Origin of the sequence: Citrobacter sp. ANG330 (assembly GCF_047467925.1) — a bacterium.
GTDB lineage: Bacteria > Pseudomonadota > Gammaproteobacteria > Enterobacterales > Enterobacteriaceae > Citrobacter_A > Citrobacter_A amalonaticus_G.
This window is the reverse complement of record NZ_JASJUI010000002.1, coordinates 120,907-142,236: the sequence shown is the minus strand read 5'-3', so window position 1 is coordinate 142,236 and position 21,330 is coordinate 120,907. Positions and strand designations below refer to the sequence as shown.

At 54.4% G+C, this 21,330-nt stretch carries 19 protein-coding genes; 8 read left to right on the top strand and 11 right to left on the bottom strand.

Annotation, left to right across the window (positions count from 1 at the left end; all coding sequences use genetic code 11):
- Window positions 1–36: 36 nt before the first annotated feature.
- The 6 genes from btuC to selO all read left to right on the top strand — a co-directional run bounded on the left by btuC (window position 37) and on the right by selO (window position 5,363).
- A complete protein-coding gene (btuC, locus tag QNN88_RS06365) occupies window positions 37–1,017 on the top strand; it encodes a vitamin B12 ABC transporter permease BtuC (protein ID WP_414239471.1) in 981 nt (326 codons plus the stop codon).
- Window positions 1,018–1,079: 62 nt separating this feature from the next.
- Entirely contained in the window at window positions 1,080–1,631 is a 552-nt protein-coding gene (locus QNN88_RS06360) for a glutathione peroxidase (RefSeq protein WP_414239470.1), read from the top strand.
- Window positions 1,631–2,380 (top strand): vitamin B12 ABC transporter ATP-binding protein BtuD, encoded by a 750-nt coding sequence (gene btuD / locus QNN88_RS06355; RefSeq protein WP_414239469.1) that lies wholly within the window; start codon window positions 1,631–1,633, stop codon window positions 2,378–2,380. The genes QNN88_RS06360 and btuD overlap by 1 nt, the downstream gene beginning before the upstream one ends.
- Before the next feature lie 77 nt (window positions 2,381–2,457).
- The gene (locus QNN88_RS06350; protein WP_414239468.1) at window positions 2,458–2,922 is read left to right on the top strand and encodes a C40 family peptidase; all 465 of its coding nucleotides are present in this window, start codon (window positions 2,458–2,460) and stop codon (window positions 2,920–2,922) included.
- A gap of 223 nt (window positions 2,923–3,145) precedes the next feature.
- Window positions 3,146–3,859: an EAL domain-containing protein gene (locus QNN88_RS06345; RefSeq protein WP_414239467.1), complete on the top strand. Its 714-nt coding sequence runs from the start codon at window positions 3,146–3,148 to the stop codon at window positions 3,857–3,859.
- A 61-nt stretch (window positions 3,860–3,920) separates the two neighbouring features.
- Window positions 3,921–5,363 carry a protein adenylyltransferase SelO gene (gene selO / locus QNN88_RS06340; protein WP_414239466.1) on the top strand — a complete coding sequence of 481 codons (1,443 nt, stop codon included), beginning with the start codon at window positions 3,921–3,923 and terminating at the stop codon, window positions 5,361–5,363.
- Window positions 5,364–5,426: 63 nt separating this feature from the next.
- On the opposite strand, the gene aroH is transcribed toward selO, so the two are convergent.
- Both aroH and ppsR read right to left on the bottom strand, forming a co-directional pair.
- Window positions 5,427–6,473 carry a 3-deoxy-7-phosphoheptulonate synthase AroH gene (aroH, locus tag QNN88_RS06335; RefSeq protein ID WP_414239465.1) on the bottom strand — a complete coding sequence of 349 codons (1,047 nt, stop codon included), beginning with the start codon at window positions 6,471–6,473 and terminating at the stop codon, window positions 5,427–5,429.
- Window positions 6,474–6,629: 156 nt separating this feature from the next.
- Window positions 6,630–7,463, bottom strand: a complete 834-nt coding sequence (gene ppsR / locus QNN88_RS06330; protein WP_414239464.1) for a posphoenolpyruvate synthetase regulatory kinase/phosphorylase PpsR — start codon at window positions 7,461–7,463, stop codon at window positions 6,630–6,632.
- 333 nt (window positions 7,464–7,796) lie between these two features.
- Here ppsR and ppsA point away from each other — a divergent pair, with 333 nt between their 5' ends.
- Window positions 7,797–10,175, top strand: a complete 2,379-nt coding sequence (gene ppsA / locus QNN88_RS06325; RefSeq protein WP_414239463.1) for a phosphoenolpyruvate synthase — start codon at window positions 7,797–7,799, stop codon at window positions 10,173–10,175.
- A 220-nt stretch (window positions 10,176–10,395) separates the two neighbouring features.
- Here the strand turns inward: ppsA and fadK are convergent, their stop codons facing one another.
- The 5 genes from fadK to QNN88_RS06300 form a co-directional block, all read right to left on the bottom strand.
- A complete protein-coding gene (gene fadK / locus QNN88_RS06320) occupies window positions 10,396–12,036 on the bottom strand; it encodes a medium-chain fatty-acid--CoA ligase (protein ID WP_414239462.1) in 1,641 nt (546 codons plus the stop codon).
- An 86-nt stretch (window positions 12,037–12,122) separates the two neighbouring features.
- Window positions 12,123–12,416 carry a ferredoxin family protein gene (locus tag QNN88_RS06315; RefSeq protein ID WP_414239461.1) on the bottom strand — a complete coding sequence of 98 codons (294 nt, stop codon included), beginning with the start codon at window positions 12,414–12,416 and terminating at the stop codon, window positions 12,123–12,125.
- Complete coding sequence (locus QNN88_RS06310; protein ID WP_414239460.1) at window positions 12,413–13,702, bottom strand: FAD-dependent oxidoreductase; 1,290 nt, start codon at window positions 13,700–13,702, stop codon at window positions 12,413–12,415. Before QNN88_RS06310 ends, QNN88_RS06315 begins: the two co-directional genes overlap by 4 nt.
- 48 nt (window positions 13,703–13,750) lie before the next feature.
- Window positions 13,751–14,686: an electron transfer flavoprotein subunit alpha gene (locus QNN88_RS06305; protein WP_414239459.1), complete on the bottom strand. Its 936-nt coding sequence runs from the start codon at window positions 14,684–14,686 to the stop codon at window positions 13,751–13,753.
- Between the two features lie 20 nt (window positions 14,687–14,706).
- Window positions 14,707–15,474: an electron transfer flavoprotein gene (locus QNN88_RS06300; protein ID WP_414239458.1), complete on the bottom strand. Its 768-nt coding sequence runs from the start codon at window positions 15,472–15,474 to the stop codon at window positions 14,707–14,709.
- A 328-nt stretch (window positions 15,475–15,802) separates the two neighbouring features.
- On the opposite strand from QNN88_RS06300, the gene QNN88_RS06295 reads away from it, so the two are divergent.
- Window positions 15,803–16,693: an AraC family transcriptional regulator gene (locus tag QNN88_RS06295; protein WP_414239457.1), complete on the top strand. Its 891-nt coding sequence runs from the start codon at window positions 15,803–15,805 to the stop codon at window positions 16,691–16,693.
- Between the two features lie 70 nt (window positions 16,694–16,763).
- Here QNN88_RS06295 and QNN88_RS06290 read toward each other — a convergent pair whose 3' ends face one another.
- The 4 genes from QNN88_RS06290 to ydiB form a co-directional block, all read right to left on the bottom strand.
- On the bottom strand, window positions 16,764–17,915 hold the full coding sequence (locus tag QNN88_RS06290) for an acyl-CoA dehydrogenase (RefSeq protein ID WP_042319326.1): 1,152 nt from the start codon (window positions 17,913–17,915) through the stop codon (window positions 16,764–16,766).
- A 13-nt stretch (window positions 17,916–17,928) separates the two neighbouring features.
- On the bottom strand, window positions 17,929–19,524 hold the full coding sequence (locus QNN88_RS06285; protein WP_414239456.1) for an acyl CoA:acetate/3-ketoacid CoA transferase: 1,596 nt from the start codon (window positions 19,522–19,524) through the stop codon (window positions 17,929–17,931).
- A gap of 143 nt (window positions 19,525–19,667) precedes the next feature.
- Window positions 19,668–20,426 carry a type I 3-dehydroquinate dehydratase gene (gene aroD, locus QNN88_RS06280; protein ID WP_414239455.1) on the bottom strand — a complete coding sequence of 253 codons (759 nt, stop codon included), beginning with the start codon at window positions 20,424–20,426 and terminating at the stop codon, window positions 19,668–19,670.
- A gap of 33 nt (window positions 20,427–20,459) precedes the next feature.
- Entirely contained in the window at window positions 20,460–21,326 is an 867-nt protein-coding gene (ydiB, locus tag QNN88_RS06275) for a quinate/shikimate dehydrogenase (RefSeq protein ID WP_044328161.1), read from the bottom strand.
- Between the last annotated feature and the right edge of the window lie 4 nt (window positions 21,327–21,330).

Here is a 21,330-nt window from a genome sequence, read left to right as displayed (position 1 = left end):
AGAATCAATGACATCCTTTTCAGTTGAACGGAAATCATGCTGACTTTTGCCCGTCAACAACAGCGACAACATGTGCGCTGGATCCTGAGCCTGTCGGTACTGATGTTACTGACATTGTTGTTAAGCCTGTGTGCCGGAGAGCAGTGGATATCACCGGCTGACTGGCTGACGCCGCGTGGTGAACTTTTTGTCTGGCAAATACGCCTTCCGCGGGCGGTAGCTGTTTTGCTGGTGGGCGCGGCGCTGGCTTTGTCCGGCGCAGTGATGCAGGCGCTGTTCGAAAATCCGCTCGCAGAGCCGGGGCTACTTGGCGTCTCCAACGGTGCGGGCGTGGGGCTGATCGCTGCCGTGCTGTTAGGCAAGGGCATACTGCCGCACTGGGCGCTGGGGCTCTGTGCGATTGCCGGTGCGCTGGTTATCACCCTGATCCTCCTGCGCTTTGCCCGCCGTCATCTTTCGACCAGTCGCCTGCTGCTTGCCGGGGTGGCGCTGGGGATTATCTGTAGTGCCCTGATGACCTGGGCCATCTATTTTTCAACGTCATTTGATCTGCGCCAGTTGATGTACTGGATGATGGGCGGATTTGGTGGCGTTAATTGGGAGCAGTCCTGGCTAATGCTGGCCCTGATCCCGATGCTGGTGTGGATCTGCTGTCAGTCGCAGGCGATGAACATGCTGGCGCTGGGGGAAACGTCTGCCCGACAACTGGGACTTCCTCTGTGGTTCTGGCGTAATCTGTTGGTGGTTGCCACCGGATGGATGGTCGGCGTGAGTGTGGCGCTGGCCGGAGCGATTGGCTTTATTGGGCTGGTCATTCCCCATATTTTACGCCTGTGCGGCTTAACGGACCATCGCGTTCTGCTGCCCGCCTGCGCGCTGGCGGGCGCGATTGCGCTGTTGCTGGCGGATGTGGTCGCTCGCCTGGCGCTGGCCTCCGCGGAGTTGCCAATTGGCGTGGTCACCGCAACGCTGGGAGCACCGGTCTTTATCTGGTTATTGCTCAAAGCCGGGCGTTAGAGGCGGCAAGACGGTCTATGATTAGAAGCTGGTAGTGAAACACTCATGATTCTGGAGAGGCTATGCAAGACTCGATTCTGAACACGGTAGTGACAACGATTGATGGCGAAGTGACCACGCTTGAGAAATACGCAGGAAATGTTCTGCTGATTGTTAATGTGGCCTCAAAATGTGGCCTCACCCCACAGTATGAGCAACTGGAAAATATTCAGAAAGCGTGGGCCGATCGTGGCTTTATGGTGCTGGGCTTTCCCTGCAATCAGTTTCTTGGGCAGGAACCTGGCAGCGAAGACGAGATCAAGACTTACTGCGCGACAACCTGGGGCGTGACCTTTCCGATGTTCAGCAAGATTGAGGTAAACGGGGAGGGGCGTCATCCGCTGTACCAGAAGCTGATTGAGGCGGCACCGACGGCAGTGGCCCCTGAAGAGAGCGGCTTCTATGCGCGAATGGCCAGCAAAGGGCGTGCGCCGCTTTATCCGGACGATATCCTGTGGAACTTTGAGAAGTTCCTTGTAGGCCGTGACGGCAAGGTGATCCAGCGTTTCTCTCCGGACATGACGCCGGAAGATCCGATTGTGATGGAAAGTATCAAACTCGCCCTGGATAAATAATGTCTTCACTGATGCAGTTACAGGATGTGGCGGAATCGGGCCGGTTAGGGCCTCTGTCCGGCGAGATTCGGGCAGGAGAGATCCTGCATCTGGTGGGGCCGAACGGCGCCGGGAAGAGCACGCTGCTGGCGAGAATGGCAGGGTTAACCAGCGGAGCGGGCGCGATCACTCTGGACGGTACGGATCTGGCATCGTGGCCCGCAGCCAGACTTGCCCGCCATCGCGCTTATCTGGCGCAGCAGCAGAATCCGCCCTTCGCGATGCCGGTATGGCACTTCCTGACGCTGCATCAGCCGGACAAAACGCGCACTGACCAGCTTACAGCAGTGGCCGAGTCGCTGGGGCTGGCAGACAAACTCGGGCGTAATGCGAAGGAACTCTCCGGCGGTGAATGGCAGCGCGTACGTCTTGCTGCGGTGATCCTGCAAATCGCGCCGGAAACCAATCCGCAGGGGCAGCTCCTGCTACTCGATGAGCCCATGAACAGCCTTGACGTCGCGCAGCAAAATGCGCTGGATCGCATTCTGAGCCGCCTGTGTCAGCAGGGAATTGCCATCGTGATGAGCAGTCATGACCTGAATCATACTTTACGTCATGCGCACCGGGCGTGGCTGCTCAAACATGGGGAACTGCTCGCCAGCGGTCCGCGTGATGAAGTACTAACCCCTGTACATTTAACGCGTGCTTATGGTCTGCACTTCCGACGCCTTGACATCGAAGGCCACAGAATGCTTATATCAACCACTTAAACGAAATGGTTTCTTGAAAAACCGCGTAATGACCCGCCATGACGGGTGAAGAATAAAAATACAGAGGATTCGCCTGAATGCGTTTCTGGTTTCTTTTTTGCACAGCACTGTTGTTGGCAGGATGTAGTAGCCACCGAGCGCCGCCACCCAATGCCCGGCTCTCTGATTCCATCACCGTGATTGCCGGGTTAAATGACCAGCTCCAGACCTGGCGCGGAACACCTTATCGTTACGGCGGTATGAGCCGCGGTGGCGTGGATTGTTCTGGCTTTGTACTGATGACCATGCGTGACCAGTTCTCTTTGCAATTACCGCGTGAAACCCGTCAACAGGCAAAACTGGGGACGCAAATTGATAAAGACGAATTACTGCCCGGCGATCTGGTCTTTTTTAAAACCGGATCGGGAGAGAGTGGTTTACATGTGGGTATTTATGATACCAACGGTCAGTTTATTCATGCCTCAACCAGCCGTGGTGTGATGCGCTCGTCGCTGGATAATGTGTACTGGCGGAAAAACTTTTGGCAGGCGAGACGGATTTAGTCGCAGGCCGTTATTTCTGATTAAGGGCGCACCTCGCTTTTATTGTCGGGAAAAGAACAATACTGGATAAGCGTTTATAATCAGGATAAGCTCAAAGCTAAGGAACCGGGTCTCCGGGTGAAAAGGACAACATGAACATTTCTCCTCTGGCATTAAAAAAGATGGATGACGACATCCTGTGTAATAGGTTGCCGAATCACTCCCTGTGTGTGGGGCTGCCGTGATGAATATTTCACTGGATAATGTGTATCATTCTGAACTCTATTTTCAGCCCGCCCGCAATGTTCAACGTAAACTTGTCGGTTTAAGTATCATCGCAAACTTTGTCAGTGAAGATAGCCAGATTCGCATTCCAACGGAACTGGTGCTCCCGCGGCTTTCTCCCGAAGAACAATGTCAGCTTTTTATCGAAAAACTGGCCCTGCTCGAAACGTGCCAACATTTTTTTATTCAGCATAAGCTTACTGCCTGGATTTATATAACCCCGGAGGTTGTGCCGTTATTAATAATGGATAACGAAAGCATTTCTGCCGTCAAACGATTTTCATTTCTTGAACTCATGATTAATGAGAGTTTTCCCGAACTGGTTAACGGGAAAGCGAATAAAACGCTGAATGCGCTGGCCGAACGTTTTCCGCTGGTACTGGCCAATTTCGGTGCAGGAGAAAGTACCAACAAAGCCATATTTGATGGATTATTTAAACGTATTATCCTGGACAGGAATTTTGTCCATCGTCGGGCCACGCAACTCTCTTTCGAACCGTTCATGCGCGCTATCCTCACGCAAGTTTCCCCCTATTGTGAATCGCTGATGATTGCGGGTATCGACAGCGAGGCGATGTTGACCCGCGTAACGCCATTTGGTTTTGGTGCGATGCAGGGCGGTTTGTGGCCAGCCGTCACCGCCAGTCAGATAACCCAGTTACTCCACGGATAACCTTTCTGTTTGCTGGTGTTTATGCCGGTATTAACCGTCTACACTACAGACAGGAGGCCCTATGACCCTGTCTTTTACCGCCCGCTGGCGCGATGAACTGCCGGCAACATTTACCGCCCTGTCGCCAACGCCGCTGCAGAACTCGCGGTTGATTTGGCACAATGAAGCACTTGCCGAAAAACTGGGCATTCCCGATTCACTTTTTCATCCTGACAGCCCGGCGGGTGTCTGGGGCGGCGAAGCGCTGTTGCCGGGGATGTCTCCGCTGGCGCAGGTCTATAGCGGTCATCAGTTCGGCGTCTGGGCGGGACAACTGGGCGACGGACGCGGCATTCTGCTCGGTGAGCAGCTGCTTGCCGATGGCAGCACGATGGACTGGCATCTGAAAGGCGCGGGTCTGACGCCGTATTCGCGTATGGGCGATGGCCGTGCGGTATTGCGTTCCACGATCCGTGAAAGCCTTGCCAGTGAAGCGATGCACTACCTGGGGATCCCGACCACCCGTGCGCTGGCAATGGTTACCAGTGAGACGCCGGTGTACCGCGAAACGGTGGAGGCGGGGGCGATGCTGATGCGACTGGCGCAAAGCCACCTGCGCTTCGGTCATTTTGAGCATTTCTATTATCGCCGCGAGCCGGAAAAAGTTCAGCAACTGGCGGATTTCGCCATTCGCCATTACTGGCCGCATCTCCAGCAAGACGCCGATAAGTACATTCTCTGGTTTCGCGACGTGGTCGCGCGGACCGCGTCACTGATCGCAGACTGGCAAACCGTGGGTTTCGCGCACGGGGTGATGAACACCGATAACATGTCGATCCTCGGGCTGACGATGGACTACGGTCCGTTTGGTTTCCTGGATGACTATGAGCCGGGGTTCATCTGTAACCATTCTGACCACCAGGGGCGCTACAGCTTTGATAATCAACCGGCGGTAGGTTTATGGAATCTCCAGCGCCTTGCGCAAAGCCTGTCGCCATTCATCACCGTTGAGGCGCTCAATGATGCCCTCGACGGGTACCAGGTGGCGCTACTGACGCGCTACGGTCAGCGGATGCGCCAAAAACTGGGCTTCATGACCGAACAAAAAGATGACAACGATCTGCTGAACGAATTGTTCAGCCTGATGGCCCGCGAGCGTAGCGACTATACCCGTACTTTCCGCATGCTCAGTGTCACCGAACAGCAGAGTAGTGCATCGCCCCTGCGTGATGAATTTATCGATCGTGCTGCCTTTGACGACTGGTTCTCACGTTACAGAACGCGCCTGCAGCGTGATGGCGTCGATGATGCCGAACGCCAGTCGCTGATGCTGAACGCCAATCCGTCCGTGGTACTGCGCAACTGGCTGGCGCAACGCGCCATTGAGACGGCGGAAAAAGGCGATATGAGCGAGCTACATCGCCTGCACGTCGTACTGCGGGAGCCTTTTCGCGAACGCAATGATGACTACAGCCATCGTCCGCCGGACTGGGGCAAACGTCTGGAAGTCAGTTGTTCAAGCTGAGCAATGAGATGATGAGCGAAAAGGGGGGGAAGCGTTGCCCACCCTGGCCGGATGGGCAAACGTTCAGAAGCGGCTGTCCACCGCTGAAGCCAGTTTGCTCAGCAGCAGTTCAGTGTCTTCCCAGCTAAGGCAAGGATCGGTGATCGACTGACCGTAGACCAGCGGTTGCCCGCTGACGATTTTCTGCGTACCTTCGCGCAGGAAGCTTTCCGCCATAATTCCGGCAATGGCCGTTGAACCGTTACGGATCTGCTGGCAAATGTCATCACAGACCTCCAGTTGGCGGCGGTGCTGTTTCTGGCAGTTGCCGTGGCTGAAATCGACGACCAGATGCTCCGGCAAATCGAACTCATGCAGCGTATCGCAGGCTGCGGCAATATCGTCAGCGTGGTAATTCGGTTTTTTGCCGCCGCGCATGATGATATGACCATACGGGTTGCCGCTGGTCTGATAAATGGTCATCTGCCCGGTTTTATCCGGCGAGAGGAACATATGGCTGGCGCGAGAGGCACGGATCGCATCAACGGCAATACGGGTATTTCCGTCGGTGCCGTTTTTAAAGCCGACCGGGCAGGAAAGTGCGGAGGCCATTTCACGGTGGATCTGGCTTTCGGTGGTACGCGCGCCAATCGCGCCCCAACTGATCAGGTCTGCAATAAATTGCCCGGTCACCATATCGAGAAATTCCGTGGCGGTCGGGATGCCGAGCTCATTGACCTGCAACAGCAGTTTGCGCGCCAGTTCAATGCCGTGGTTCACGCGATAGCTGCCGTTGAGGTCCGGGTCGGAGATGAGACCTTTCCAGCCGACAACAGTACGGGGCTTTTCGAAATAGGTGCGCATGACGATTTCAAGACGCGCCTGATGCTGCGTGCGCAGTGCCTGTAAACGCGTGGCATACTCCAGTGCGGCATCGAGATCGTGAATGGAGCATGGGCCGACAATAACCAGCAAGCGGCGGTCTTCACCATTCAATATTTTTTCTATCCGGCGTCGGGAGTCAGTGACGTGGCTGGCGACGGCGGACGACACAGGATGCCGTTGCGCAAGCTCAGCGGGCGTGACCAGACTGTCTATACGCGCGGTACGCAGTTCATCGGTTCTGTTCATGACAATTCTCAGAAATTTGTGGCTTCTACGGCAGAGGTACCGGGAAGTGATGGGCACAACCTTAAACCAATCCCTGCTGATTTCAAGTGCGAGGTGTGTCACACCTCGCGGCAGAACAGTATGATAACAAAAAAACAGAACTCGCGAACTAGTTTGTTAGTACATGCGTCGACTCAGACCCATGATATCGAGGATTTTGGTAGCGATCTCTTCAACCGAATAGTTGGTACTGTTCAACCATGGGATCTGGTTCTTACGATAAAGCGCCTCGACTTCAGCCACTTCCATACGGCATTGACGCAGGGAGGCGTAGCGACTGTTTTCCCGGCGCTCTTCGCGAATGGCGGCCAGACGTTCAGGGTCAATCGTCAGGCCAAACAGCTTATGCTGCAGGGGTTTTAACGATGCAGGCAGAACCAGATTGTCCATGTCGTCGGCTATAAAAGGATAGTTCGCCGCACGGATGCCAAATTGCATCGCCAGATAGAGGCTGGTGGGCGTTTTTCCACAGCGTGAAACACCTAACAAAATCACCTGCGCCTGGTCGAGGTTGCGCAACGAGATGCCATCATCGTGGGCAAGGGTGTAATCGATGGCGGCGATACGCGCATCGTACTTGTTCAGGTTACCCGGGTTCAGCCCATGCGTGCGATGCGCAATCGGCGTGGGGTAGAGCTTCATTTCGTGTTGCAGGGGGGTGATCAGCGCCTGCACAATATCCTGACAAAAACCCTGGCTTTGCAGGATGATGGCGCGAATTTCTGGCAACACAATCGAATAGAACACCAGCGGACGCACGCCCGTTTGTTGAAAAATCGCGTCGATCTGGTCCTTAACGGCACGGGCGCGGTTCTCATTTTCGACAAACGGCAGCGTAATGCTGCTGATAGTGACGGGAAATTGTGACATTACCGCATGACCCAGCACTTCAGCGGTAATAGCCGTTCCATCAGAAATATAAAATACATGACGATCTACAGCATTATCCATTTTCACACCCTGAAAGGCAGTCATAATTCTCTGAAAGCATAAATTAAAATTCCTCTGAAGCGTAGAAAATAACGCTTATTTTGAAAATGAAATGGTATTTTTATATTTTATGAAAAGTACATTTCATTCTCTGGAACAGAAGTTTATACCGACACATTTTGTGGGGATCGCCCGTCATTCGCGGGTTTGCGCAAATGGGTAAACTGTCCGAAAAAATAAAAAAGTTATTTGCTTGAACGATTCACCGTTTTTTTCAGCGGATTAAATATGCAAAGATAAATAGGTAATTAAGCTTTTCCTAAACTCGTTCATTTATCACAAAAGGATTGTTCGATGTCCAACAATGGCTCGTCACCGCTGGTGCTTTGGTATAACCAACTCGGCATGAATGATGTAGACAGAGTTGGGGGCAAAAATGCCTCCCTGGGTGAAATGATTACTAACCTTTCCGGTATGGGCGTTTCGGTACCGAATGGTTTTGCAACCACCGCCGATGCGTTTAACCAGTTCCTGGACCAAAGCGGTGTAAACCAGCGCATTTATGAACTGCTGGATCAGACGGATATTGACGATGTTACTGCGTTAGCGAAGGCTGGCGCGCAGATCCGCCAGTGGATTATCGACACTCCTTTCCAGCCGGAGCTGGAAAATGCCATCCGCGATGCCTACGCGCAGCTCTCGGCGGATGATCAACATGCGTCTTTCGCCGTGCGTTCTTCCGCAACGGCGGAAGATATGCCGGATGCCTCTTTTGCCGGTCAGCAGGAAACCTTCCTCAACGTCCAGGGATTTGATGCCGTACTGGTCGCCGTGAAGCACGTGTTCGCCTCGCTGTTTAACGACCGTGCGATCTCCTATCGTGTTCACCAGGGTTACGATCACCGTGGTGTAGCGCTCTCTGCGGGGGTTCAGCGGATGGTGCGCTCCGATCTGGCCTCCTCCGGGGTCATGTTCTCTATCGATACCGAATCCGGTTTTGATCAGGTAGTGTTCATCACCTCGGCATGGGGTCTGGGTGAGATGGTGGTGCAGGGCGCGGTCAACCCGGATGAGTTCTATGTCCATAAACCGACCCTGGCGGCTAATCGTCCGGCGATAGTGCGCCGCACAATGGGCTCGAAAAAAATCCGTATGGTCTATGCGCCGACCCAGGAACACGGTAAGCAGGTCACCATTGAAGATGTGCCGCAGGAAAGCCGCGACATTTTCTCCCTGACCAACGACGAAGTGCAGGAACTGGCGAAGCAGGCGGTACAGATCGAGAAACACTACGGTCGTCCGATGGACATCGAGTGGGCGAAAGATGGTCATACCGGCAAGCTGTTCATCGTCCAGGCGCGTCCGGAAACCGTGCGTTCTCGCGGTCAGGTGATGGAGCGTTATACGCTGCACGCGCAGGGCAAAATCATTGCTGAAGGGCGTGCTATCGGCCACCGTATCGGGGCGGGTGAAGTTAAAGTTATCCATGATATCAGTGAGATGAACCGCATTCAGCCTGGCGATGTGCTGGTCACCGACATGACCGACCCGGACTGGGAACCGATCATGAAAAAAGCGGCGGCGATTGTGACCAACCGCGGCGGTCGTACCTGTCACGCCGCGATTATCGCCCGTGAGCTGGGGATCCCGGCGGTCGTGGGTTGTGGCGATGCGACCGAACGCATGAAAGACGGTGAAAAAGTCACCGTTTCCTGTGCGGAAGGGGATACGGGCTACGTCTATGCAGACCTGCTCGACTTCAGCGTGAAAAGCTCCAGCGTCGATACCATGCCGGATCTGCCGCTGAAGGTGATGATGAACGTCGGTAACCCGGATCGCGCGTTTGACTTCGCCTGTCTGCCAAACGAAGGCGTTGGCCTTGCGCGTCTGGAATTTATCATCAACCGTATGATTGGCGTCCACCCGCGTGCGTTGCTGGAGTTTGACGATCAGGATGCCAAACTGCAGAACGAAATCCGCGAGATGATGAAAGGTTTTGATTCTCCGCGTGAATTCTACGTAGGTCGCCTGACGGAAGGGATCGCCACCCTCGGCGCCGCGTTTTACCCGAAACGGGTGATTGTGCGTCTGTCAGACTTTAAGTCGAATGAGTACGCGAATCTGGTGGGGGGTGAAAGCTACGAGCCGGAAGAAGAGAACCCGATGCTGGGCTTCCGCGGCGCGGGCCGTTATGTCTCAGACAGCTTCCGTGACTGCTTTGCGCTGGAATGCGACGCGGTGAAACGCGTGCGTAATGACATGGGGCTGACTAACGTCGAAATCATGATCCCATTCGTACGTACCGTTGAGCAGGCCAAAGCGGTAGTGGAAGAGCTGGCGCGTCAGGGGCTGAAACGCGGCGAAAACGGACTGAAGATCATCATGATGTGTGAGATCCCATCCAACGCCCTGTTGGCTGAACAGTTCCTGCAATACTTCGACGGTTTCTCGATAGGCTCAAACGACATGACGCAGCTGGCGCTGGGTCTGGATCGTGACTCTGGTGTGGTGTCTGAGCTGTTTGATGAGCGTAACGATGCGGTGAAAGCGCTGCTGTCGATGGCGATTCGCGCTGCGAAGAAGCAGGGCAAATACGTCGGGATTTGCGGTCAGGGCCCGTCTGACCACGAAGACTTTGCCGCATGGCTGATGGAAGAGGGGATCGACAGTCTGTCGCTGAACCCGGATACCGTCGTCCAGACCTGGCTGAGCCTGGCGGAACTGAAGAAGTAACATAATGCCTGATGGCGCTACGCTTATCAGGCCTACAGCGATTCACCTCGATGCCTGATGGCGCTACGCTTATCAGGCCTACAGTGATTCACCTCGATGCCTGATGGCGCTACGCTTATCAGGCCTACAATGATTCACCTCGATGCCTGATGCGCTACGCTTATCAGGCCTACAGTGATTCACCACGATGCCGGATGGCGCAACACCGCCATCCGGCAATTTATCCCTCAACAGGTTCTGCCGCTAATCGCTGAATGATGTCCTGGCGCAACAGAAACTTCTGGATTTTCCCGGATGCCGTTCTGGGTAATTTATCAACCACCACGACGTGTTCCGGATACTTATATTTCGCCACCCGTTTACGGCTAAAGAAGGCAACCACTTCTTCCAGCGATAATGAATGATGCGGCGCTTTTAGCACGATGTAAGCACAGGAACGCTCGCCTAATCGCTCATCCGGCATAGCAACCACACAGGCATCGTGAATGCGGGGATGCTGCAACAGAATGTCTTCCACCTCGCGACTGCTGATGTTTTCACCGCCCCGAACGATAATATCTTTCTTGCGACCGGTTATCTTAATGTAACCCGCCTCGTCCATGCGACAAAGATCGCCGCTATAGTACCAGCCCTCACTGTCCAGCGCCCTGGCGGTTAATTCTGGCTCATCGAGATAGCCCATAAACACGTTCGGCCCACGCGACGCCTCTTCCCCTTCAACGCCCGCCGGGACGGGGTTACGCGCGTCGTCAACAATCCTGATCTCCACGCCCGCCGCCGCATAGCCGTCGGAATTCATCACACGGGACGGCGGATCGTCAAGATTCACCACCGCATGCGGTGAGCTTTCGGTTGAGCCATAGACGCTGAGCAGTTTGATGCCGCGCTGTTGGCAGTCGCGTGCAATGCGCTTCGGAATAGTCGTTCCGCCGCACAAAAAGAAACGCAGCGAAGAGAGATCGGCTGGCTGTTGTTCCATAACGCACAAGAGATCGTAAACGAACGGCGTAGCCCCTAACACGCAGGTACAGCGCTGTTGTTCCAGCAGATCAAGGCAGGCTTTTGGGCTAAATATATCCAGCAGCACGCTGCGCGCGCCGATCAGAAACGGTGCCGTCACGCCATGTAAAAAACCGGTGGCGTGTCCCAGCGGCGCCGGCATCAAAAAGACATCAAGCCAGGTCAGATTCAGCCGGGCGCAGTAGGCCCGCTCGCTGGCGAGAATATTGTTGTGGCTGAGCATGACCCCTTTTGGTAATCCCTCGGTGCCAGAGGTAAACAGCACCGCGGCCAGTTGGTCACCGTGAACCTGAATGTGACGGGCAAGTGGCGCGTTGTTCGCCACTATCTGGCTGAGGGCGAGCGAGGTCGTCGCCGGCGCCAGTTTGTCGACGCCAACCACGTGTTGCAGATGGGGCAACTGGCTTTGCAGAGGCAGGATCAAATCGACCGGACGCGTCTGTTTAAACACGGTCGGGGTGAAAAACAATCTTGCCTGACACTTGTTCAGCACCCAGACCAGCTCGGCTTCACGCCAGGCGGGCAGAAGGGGAACGGATACCGCGCCGGTTTTCAGGCAGGCGAGATAGATAACGGTAAATTCGCACCAGCCAGGAAGTTGAAAAGCGACGCGATCGCCGGGCTGAATGCCATTCGCCAGCATCCAGCTCGCCAGACAGCTTGCCGCATGATCGAGTGCGGCGTAGGTGAATGTCGTACCGTGGTTATCCACGACGGCGATTTTATCTGGCACGCTGCGCGCGGTATGCTGCCAGTAGTCTCCCAGCGAGGCATCGCCCCAAAAGCCAAGCTTGCGGTATACGTCACGCCGCCCGGCATTAAACGTTAATGTGACACTCATCGGAGGTTCCCGGTCAATCCAGTGGGTAAAAAGGTCTCTGTCAGCCGGATAAGACGCCAGGCGTTACTTTCCGGCATGAGTGTTCATCAGCCGTAGCGGAAATCCACGCCAAAGGTACCAGCGGGATATTCCCATTTTTCGAGGATCGTCTCACCACACAGCACCCGGCAGGTTCCGCACTCCAGACAGCCTGCGTAATCGAAGTGAATCGTGCCCGCTTCATCCTGCTTATAGAGTCCGGCTGGGCAGGCGTTCAGCAATTTTTGAAACTCTTTGTTGTCCGGGTTTGCCGCCAGAATGATGTGCGGATGCCCCTCATCCACATGGAATTTATTGACGCCAAGTTTGACGTCGACGTTAACGAGATTTTCCTGACTCATAGTGCCGTGACTCCCTTAATGCCATCTTTCAGCAGATTCATCAGCCCGACCTGCTTTGCATGCGACAGGATCATTTTGCGCATCGGCTGATTCGGGCTGCCATCTATGGTGAACATGTCATTCATGATGTCCGCCACCATTCGCGGGTACTGGGTGAACAGGCGCGGATTCTCCATCAGCGCCGGGATCTTACGGAAATGCTGCATATCACGCATAACGCACCCTTTCTCCAGCTCGCGTTTGTAGTGCGCCAGCGTGCGGGCTGAGAAGTCCTTGCGCTCTTTGGCGGTAATCGCTGCCTGTGCCGCCGCTTCGGCAGAGGCGATGGCTAAATCCATTCCGCGCACCGTGAATCCGAGGTTCAGGCAAAAGCCTGCGGCATCACCGACAATCATCACGCCGTCGCCGACCAGTTCCGGCACCATTGCCAGCCCGCCTTCCGGCACCATGTGCGCCGAGTACTCCAGCAGCTTGCCACCCTGAATCAACGGACGAACGGCAGGATGTTGTTTAAAATCTTCCAGCATCTGCGGCACGCTTTTCTGCGCGTGAGCCATGTCGCCCAGTCCGCATACCAGCCCGAGAGAGACGGAGTCGCGATTGGTATAGAGAAACCCGCCACCCATCAGGCCGTTTGACGGTGAACCGGCGAACAGCCACGCCGCGCCTTCATTTCCGGACAGGTTAAAACGGTCGTTGATTTGCTCCGGGGAGAGGCCAATCAACTCTTTTACGCCCACGGCGTAATGGTGCGCTGACGAGGCCGGAACCATGCCCAGCGAACGCCCCAGCATCGAATTGACACCATCGGCGAGGATCACCACGTTGGCTTCGAGGATATCGTCCCCGGCCTGCACGCCCGTCACCTGGTTGCCCTCACGAATCAGCGCGTCCACGCGCACGCCGGGGATGAACTGTGCGCCAGCCGCTTCGGCTTGCTCCATCAGCCATGGATCGAGACGGTTGCGCAACACGGTGTATGATGCCTGCGCAGGGGCATCTGCCTGTTCGCGATGGTAGTCCAGCGTGGTCGCGCTTTCCTGCGTCATAAACGAGATTTTTTCGCGGGTGACGGTGCGTTCAACGGGTGCCTTCTCGCCAAATCCGGGCATAATGCGCTCAATCACGTGGGCGTAGAGGCGACCTCCGGTCATATTTTTACTGCCCGCGCTATTGCCGCGCTCGATGACCAGAACATCGAGTCCGGCTTTTGCCATGATGTACGCCGCCACCGTTCCCGCTACGCCAGCACCGACGACGATGGCATCAAATTTTTCATCCGACATGTTTTGCTTCCTTCCCGCCGGGAGTCCGGCGGGATATCTGGGTGAGAGTTAGCGCAACTGCGCGATCAGGGCAGGGACCACTTTGTAGATATCGCCCACCAGCCCGTAATCGGCATAGTTGAAAATTGGCGCGTTCTTATCTTTATTCACAGCGACGATCACTTTGGCGCCGTTGCCGCCAACCATGTGCTGGATCTGTCCGGAGATACCCAGCGTCAGATACAGTTCGGACTTCAGCAGCACGCCGGAAACACCGATATAACGCTCGCGTTCCATCCAGTTTTCCCCTTCGGCGATAGGACGTGAGCAACCCACTTCCGCACCGAGTACGGCGGCCAGTTCACGCACCATGTTCAGGTCATCCTGCGCCACCAGACCGCGACCCACACCCACCACGCGTTTGGCTTTACTCAGATCAACGCTGCTGAGCGATTTAGCACGACGCTCCTGACAGGTGATTTCATGTTGCGGAGCAATCCATTGCGCGGAGACCATCGGGCAGTCATGCGTGGGATCCGCCGCGATCGGCTCCAGCACGCCCGGCGCAAGGGTGATAATCGCCAGCGGGCTGTTCAGCTTTTCTTTGCCAAACGCCAGCCCGCCATACATACGATGCTCGGCAAACAGCGCATTCTCTTCGACACTGATTGCCGTCGCATCGTTAACCATCGCCGCATCCAGTTGAATACTCAGACGCGCGCCCAGCGCTTTGCAGCGTTTGGTTGCCGCCATCAGCAGCAGCCCGTTGCCTTTTTCCCGGATCTGGGCGGCCAGCGTTTCGGCGTAATTTTCGATTCGCTGCAGGTCGGAGGTCTTATCCAGTACGATGATGCCGTCAGCGCCGAGCGGTTTAACCTGTGCCGCCTGTTCACCGCCCTGAACAATGGCATAAACCTGTTGACCCCACTGACGCGCACCGGTCATCAGCTCTGCGTAGCGTTCAACGTTATCGCTAAATACCCAGACATGGGTTAATTGACTCATGATTATGTTCTCCGTTGGGCTCAGTTCAGGGCTTTTTTCAGGTGTTCAGCCAGTTCGGCAATGGCTTCCGGTGAATCGTTATCCAGAATGATGTGCTTACGCGCCGTTTGCGGCGGGACGCTAATGGCGACCAGTTCTGCCTGTGGCGTACCCCGGCTCCAGCCGATGTCGCTTGCCTGCCAGGTATGTACCGGCTTTTTTCCGGCGCCAAGGATGGCTTTCATGGAGGGGATGCGCGGGGCGTTAATATCCGAGGTGACGCAGATAACTGCAGGAAGTGACAGCGAGATCACTTCAACGTCCTCTTCCAGCGTACGTTCCACAATCAGCTTATCGCCCTGGCGCTGGAGGTTGCTGACAGCGTTAACCGTTGGCAACTGCAGGATCTCACCGACCAGCAGGCCAACCTGCTGCGCGTAAAGGTCGCCAGACCCTTCGCCAAACAGGATCAGATCGAAGCCGATTTTTTCTACCGCGGCGGCGATGGCCTGAGCGGTATCTTTTGGCAGGGCATGCTCCAGCTGCGCATCCTGCATCAAATACAGTGCGTGCGGCCCACGGGAGAGCACATCCTTACGTACTTTCGAGTTCTGCAATAACGAACCGCCCACCGTCAGCGCCGCGATCTCATCCTCCGCTTCGGTGGCCAGTTGCGTTGCGGCCTCGACCGCATTGAGGTCGAATGGGCTGATTTTGGTGTCCGCATTGTCAAAGCTGAGCGCTTGCTCTGGCGTAACAACAATGTCCTGTTCTTCTGGCACCAGCTTAAAGCAGGTTATTATTTTCATGGCATCTCCTGTGAATCGCATACCGACAGTGACCATCAGGCCACTCCGGCGGAAAGTGAAAATTAACTGGAAGTAGTGTGCGACAGACGGGGGCTTTTTATCGACGGAGCAATCTGTTTTCGTTACCAGGTATCTTGCAAAAAAAGTGGGATCGCGGATGCAAAAGAAATGAGCTGAAAATCATTTGAGAAAATTAAACATATTATCTTGCAGGTGAGGGAAATAATCTTGTTTTACCCTTACTAAATACAGTTGTATAACCGCCGTACTCGCTTTATTTTATCCTTATTATATTGTTCAGGATGATTATCTGTTTGTGGAGGTTGTCATGTATCAACGCTGTTTTGATAATGCCATGGAAAGCCTTTTTGACCAGGGCAAAACCCCGCGATTTTCCCGTTTTGTGATTAGTGATGATCCCCGTTGGGAGTCTGGTCATCATGTTCATGACAATGAGACGGAGCTGATTTACGTTAAAAAAGGGATTGTCCGGTTAATCATCGACTCTTCACTTTATGTGGCTCATGAGGATGATATCGTCGTTGTGGAGCGGGGACGGCTGCATGCGGTGACATCGGACGTGAATGCGCCGGCAACCACTTATACCTGCGCGCTGTATGGCTTTCGCTTTCAGGGCTGGGAAGAGAATCAGCTGCTGCAATTGCATTCCTGTCCGGTGGTTTCCGTCGGCCAGGGAAAAGAAGTGATCAAAAGTATTTTTAATGAACTCAGCGTAATGTTGCCACAGAGTAAAAATGGGCTGACGTCGTCCGTCTGCGATGCTTTTGCCTATGCGTTGACGGTGCTTTTCTTTGAGAACTTTAAAAATGCGTATCGTTCGGAACAAGGACATATTAAAAAAGATGTTTTGATTAAAGATATTCTGGTCTATCTCAATAATAATTATCGGGAGAAAATTACGCTTGAGCAGTTATCAAAAAAATTTCGTGCCAGCGTCAGCTATATTTGTCACGAATTCACCCGCGAATACCATATTTCACCGATCAATTATGTGATTCAGCGGCGAATGACCGAAGCGAAATTTGCCCTGACCAATACCGACGCTTCGCAGGCTGAAATTTCCTGGCGCGTTGGCTATGAGAACGTCGATCATTTCGCGAAACTGTTTTTGCGTCACGTCGGCTGTTCGCCAGGCGATTACCGGAAACAGTTTAAAAACAGCCTGGCAGAGCAGGCCTGCCTGTTATCCGATGCCTGAGTTTATGTTTCATCCTCGGTAAGCGTATGAATTGCCGGATACGGTGTAAGTACCGTATCCGGCCTGTCGCTTACTTGTTCTGATAATCCTTCAGGATCTGCCGACCTGCGACATAAATCATGATCTCATCCGTCCCGCCGCCGATCCGTTCACAACGTACATCGCGCCAGAACCGGGAAACACGCGCCTCGTCGGTATAGCCCAACCCGCCCATAATCTGAATCGCATCATCGATCACTTCCATCGCGGTACGGGCGCAGTACAGTTTCGCCAGCGCGGCGCTGGTACGCAGAGACTGCTCCTGATCGGCCTGCCAGGCCACCTTCAGCACCATATTGCGCATGTTGTCGACTTTGATTGCCATCAGCGCCAGTTTTTCCTGGATCATCTGGTTGTGTCCAATCGGCTTGCCAAACGCAATGCGCTGGTTGGCATAACGCGCGGCATCCTCAAAGGCACATTCGGCGAAGCCGGTACTGCGCGCAGCGTTGATCAGACGTTCCATCTCAAAGTTGTACATCACGTTGAGAAAGCCCATGCCTTCTTCGCCCACCATGTCGCTTTCATCCACCTCAACATTGTCGAGATAGACTTCGCAGGTGCTGAGCATATGCCAGCCGATTTTGTGCAGCGGGTTGATTTTAATGCCCGGTTTGTTGGACTCCACCCACCAGAGGGTAAAGGCTTTCTTCGGATCTTTCGGCTCCGGATCGCGCGCCAGCACCAGCATGTACGGGTACTCTTTGGCGCCGGTAATAAACGTCTTCTGACCGTTCAGGTACACCTTGCCGTCTTTGCGCGTGTAGCTGGTGGTGGCGCTGTTGTTGTCAGAACCTGCACCTGGCTCGGTTAACGCCAGGGCATAGGCCGGGTCGCCGGTCTCCAGCGTGCTTTCCGCCGTTTTGCGTAACTGCTCCGGCGAACCGAAACGACGCATGCTGTGAATACACTGCCCGTTGGTGATCAGAAAGGCCGGGGCGCCGCATTTTGACACTTCCATCAGGGCCAGCATTTGCGTCACGTAATCTGCCGGAATGCCGCCGAACTCTTCCGGTACGCCCAGCATGGAAATCCCGTTATCCGCCAACGCACGCATAAATTCTCTGGGGTAGGTTGCCGTCTGATCGCAGGTGCGAAAATACTCTTCCGGAAAATTGCTGGTGATCAGTTCCCGGATACTGGCAAGCAGCAGCTCTTGCTCTTCGGTTAAAGAAAAGTCCATCATCGTACTCCTTTTAATTCGCCGCTTCCGGCAGTTCAAAACCCATGGTGGCGTCGATAAATAATCTTTCATCCATCAGTTTCAGGTCTGGTGAAATAACCGGTGCGAAATCCATTTTCGCCAGAATATCGCGTTCGAGATCGACTCCAGGGGCAATCTCAATAAGATGCAGGCCGTCTTCTTTTAGCGTAAATACGGCGCGCTCGGTGATGTACCGCACGTCCAGCCCGCGTTCGAGGGCGATCTTTCCGCTGAAGGTAATTTCCGGCAGCTCATGGATGAATTTATTCACCCGGCCTTCCTGGACGATGGTTAATTTACCGTCGGCGACCTCAGTTTTCAGACTGCCGGCGGTTAGCGTGCCGCAGAAAACAATTTTCTTCGAGGTGGCGCTGATATCGATAAAGCCGCCGGTACCCATGATTTTACCGTTGAATTTATGCACCCCGACGTTGCCGTGGCGATCCACTTCCGCAAAGCTCAGATAGCAAACGTCCAGCCCTCCACCGTGGTAGAAGTCAAACTGTGAGGTCATATCAAGAATGGCGCGGGTGTTGACGTTCGCACCGAAGGCGACGCCCTGAGAAGTGATACCGCCAACGGGGCCGGTTTCAACGGTCAGTACAAAGTCATCTGCACAACCTTCCTCACGGGCTACCAGTCCAATGCCATCCGCGATGCCGACACCGACGTTACCCACGGCACCTTTACGCATCTCAAACAGGGCGCGGCGGGCAACCAGTTTGCGCTGGTTAAGGGGCAGGGCAAGTTGCGTGCTGTCGTCAAGGGTGAAATCGCCCGAGATAAACCGGTTCACCGGCGCGCCGCCATACAGTTGCGTCTGGTCAGGGTCGACCACCACAATATCAACCAGATAGCCGGGTATACGCACGGATTTAGGATGCAGCGTGGCTTTTTTGACCATCTTCTGCACCTGCATCATCACAATACCGCCGTGGTTGTGTACCGCCTGGGCCAGCACCAGCGCGTCAAGGTACATCACCTCGTCTTCAAACGAGGCATAGCCTTCGCTGTCGCAGGTAGTGGCGCGAATAAATGCCACGGTGGGCGCAATCGCCTTGTAATAAAGATATTCTTTGTTATCAATCTCAACCAGCTTGATAAGGTCCTCTTTGGTGACCTCATTAAGCTTGCCACCCTGTTGGCGCGGGTCGACGAAGGTACCGATTCCGATATCGCTGAGGATCCCCGGCTGGTGGGCGGCAGAGGCGCGCAGAGCCTGGGTCAGCACCCCTTGCGGATAGTTATAGGCGGCAATTTTATTTTGTTCCGCTAAGTCCGAAATCCGCGGCGACTGCCCCCAGTGCCCGCAAAGAGCCCATTTCACCAGGCCTTCCTGGGCCAGCGGGCTGATTCCGCGATCGGCGCGATCGCCCAACCCCGTCGGACTAATAATCGATAAATTCCGCGGCGTTTGCGTTTGCTTATATTTATCGGCTAAAGCGGTAATTAAGGTGGTGGCTTCCAGAATGCCGCCGCCTGCCCCTAATATACACAGTACATCTTCATCTTTAATATAATTTACCGCGTCCTGGGCCGAGAGCACAGGCACGCGACCATTAACGCGTGGTGGTCTTTCAGGTTTCATATTAACTCCTGATATCCGGCAGAAACCTTGCGCCGCTGTGTTCAGGCGCAGGCCTCCGCTGAATATTCATGTGGAATATTCACTGGGGAATAAAATTTATATTTACTGGCGGGAGGGAATCCTTCCCGCCTTTATTTCGCGTATTACGCCTGATGTAATATCGTTAATACTGTACGCAGGTCGCTAACGGATATTTGTCCGGGCGCCGACGCTTTTTTAACCGCGCCAAAGGTCGCCGCGGAGCCGAAGACTTCACCAGCCAGACGCGAAATCACACCGGTTTTCGACATCGACATGGTGATCACCGGACGGTCAGCGTACTGTTCCTGCATTTTCAGCGTGGCGGAAAGCAGCGTCAGAACATCGCTGTGGTTTTGCGGCATAAGGGCGATCTTCGGAATATCGGCGCCCAGTTCCTGCATTTTGCGCAGCCGTGCAACAATCTCGTCTTCTGCCGGCGTCTTGTGGAAATCATGGTTAGACATGATCACGCTGACGTTTTTGCTGTGCGCGTAGTCTACCGTCGCCTTGACCTGCTCATCACCGGTAAACAGTTCGAGATCGATCATATCCACCAGGCCGCTGTCGATCGCCGCGCGATTCAGCGCGAGATAGGCGTCGGTTGAAATAGCCTGTTCACCGCCTTCATTCGCGCTGCGGAACGTAAACAGCAGGGGAGTCTGGGACATTTCAGCGCGGATCGCGCGGACAGCCTCCAGCACGGCATCGGCAGAAGCGACATCGGCGAAATGGTCAACGCGCCATTCCAGAATGTCGAAATCCGCGTCGCGATAGGCCTGCGCTTCTGCGCGGACGCTGGCGATATCTTTGCCCATCAGCGAAACGATTATTTTTGGAGCCCCTTCGCCAATCACGAGGTTTTTTACGGTTACGGTTTTCATTTAATACCTTTTATCAGTCTGAGTGCCTGGCCGTCAGGCGGCAAACCCCATCACCTGTTTTACGTATTCCAGCGGGAAATCTTTGCCGGTCCACAGTTTGAACTGTTCAGCCCCTTGCCACAACAACATGCCGTAACCATCGATTGTTTTGCAACCGGCTTGTTGCGCCTGTTGCAATAACTTCGTCATATGCGGATTGTAAACGCATTCGGTAACCAGCAGTTCCGGACGCAGCAGGCTCACGTCGCTCACGATGGATTCATTCTCCAGCGGCTTCATGCCGACTTTGGTGCCGTTAGTCAGGATATCCGCCGTCGCCAGCGCATCGGCGAAGGCCTGCTGGTCGGCAAGATCGGTCACCGTCACCACGCAGTCGGTGTTTTCATTTACCCGTTTAGCGAAGTCCAGCGCTTTCTGGAAGAACTCATCATTGCGGTTAAAGAGTTTAATCGCTTTGATCCCTTCAATGGCCGCCTGTGCGCCGATTGCCGTAGAGGCGCCACCCGCACCCAGTAATACCATGGTTTTACCCTTGATATCGAAACCGCTCTCTTTAATCGCGCGAATGTGACCGGTGCCGTCGGTATTGTAACCACGCAGGTAGCCGTCATCATTGACGATGGTATTAATGGCGCCCACCAGTTTTGCCGCCGGAGTCAGTTCATCAACAAACTCACAGGCCAGTTGTTTATTGGGCATCGATACGCCGGTACCGCGCATTTTCAGGGCTTTCAGCCCCTCAATTGCCCCTGCGAAGGTGCTGTTATCGACTTCAAAGGCCATATAGGTAAACGGCAATCCTGCTTTCTCTAACGCCTTATTTTGCATTTCAGGCGATAAACTGTGTCTGATGGGATAAGCCATTAAGCCGATCAGTTCATATTTCGCGGTGACATCCATAACA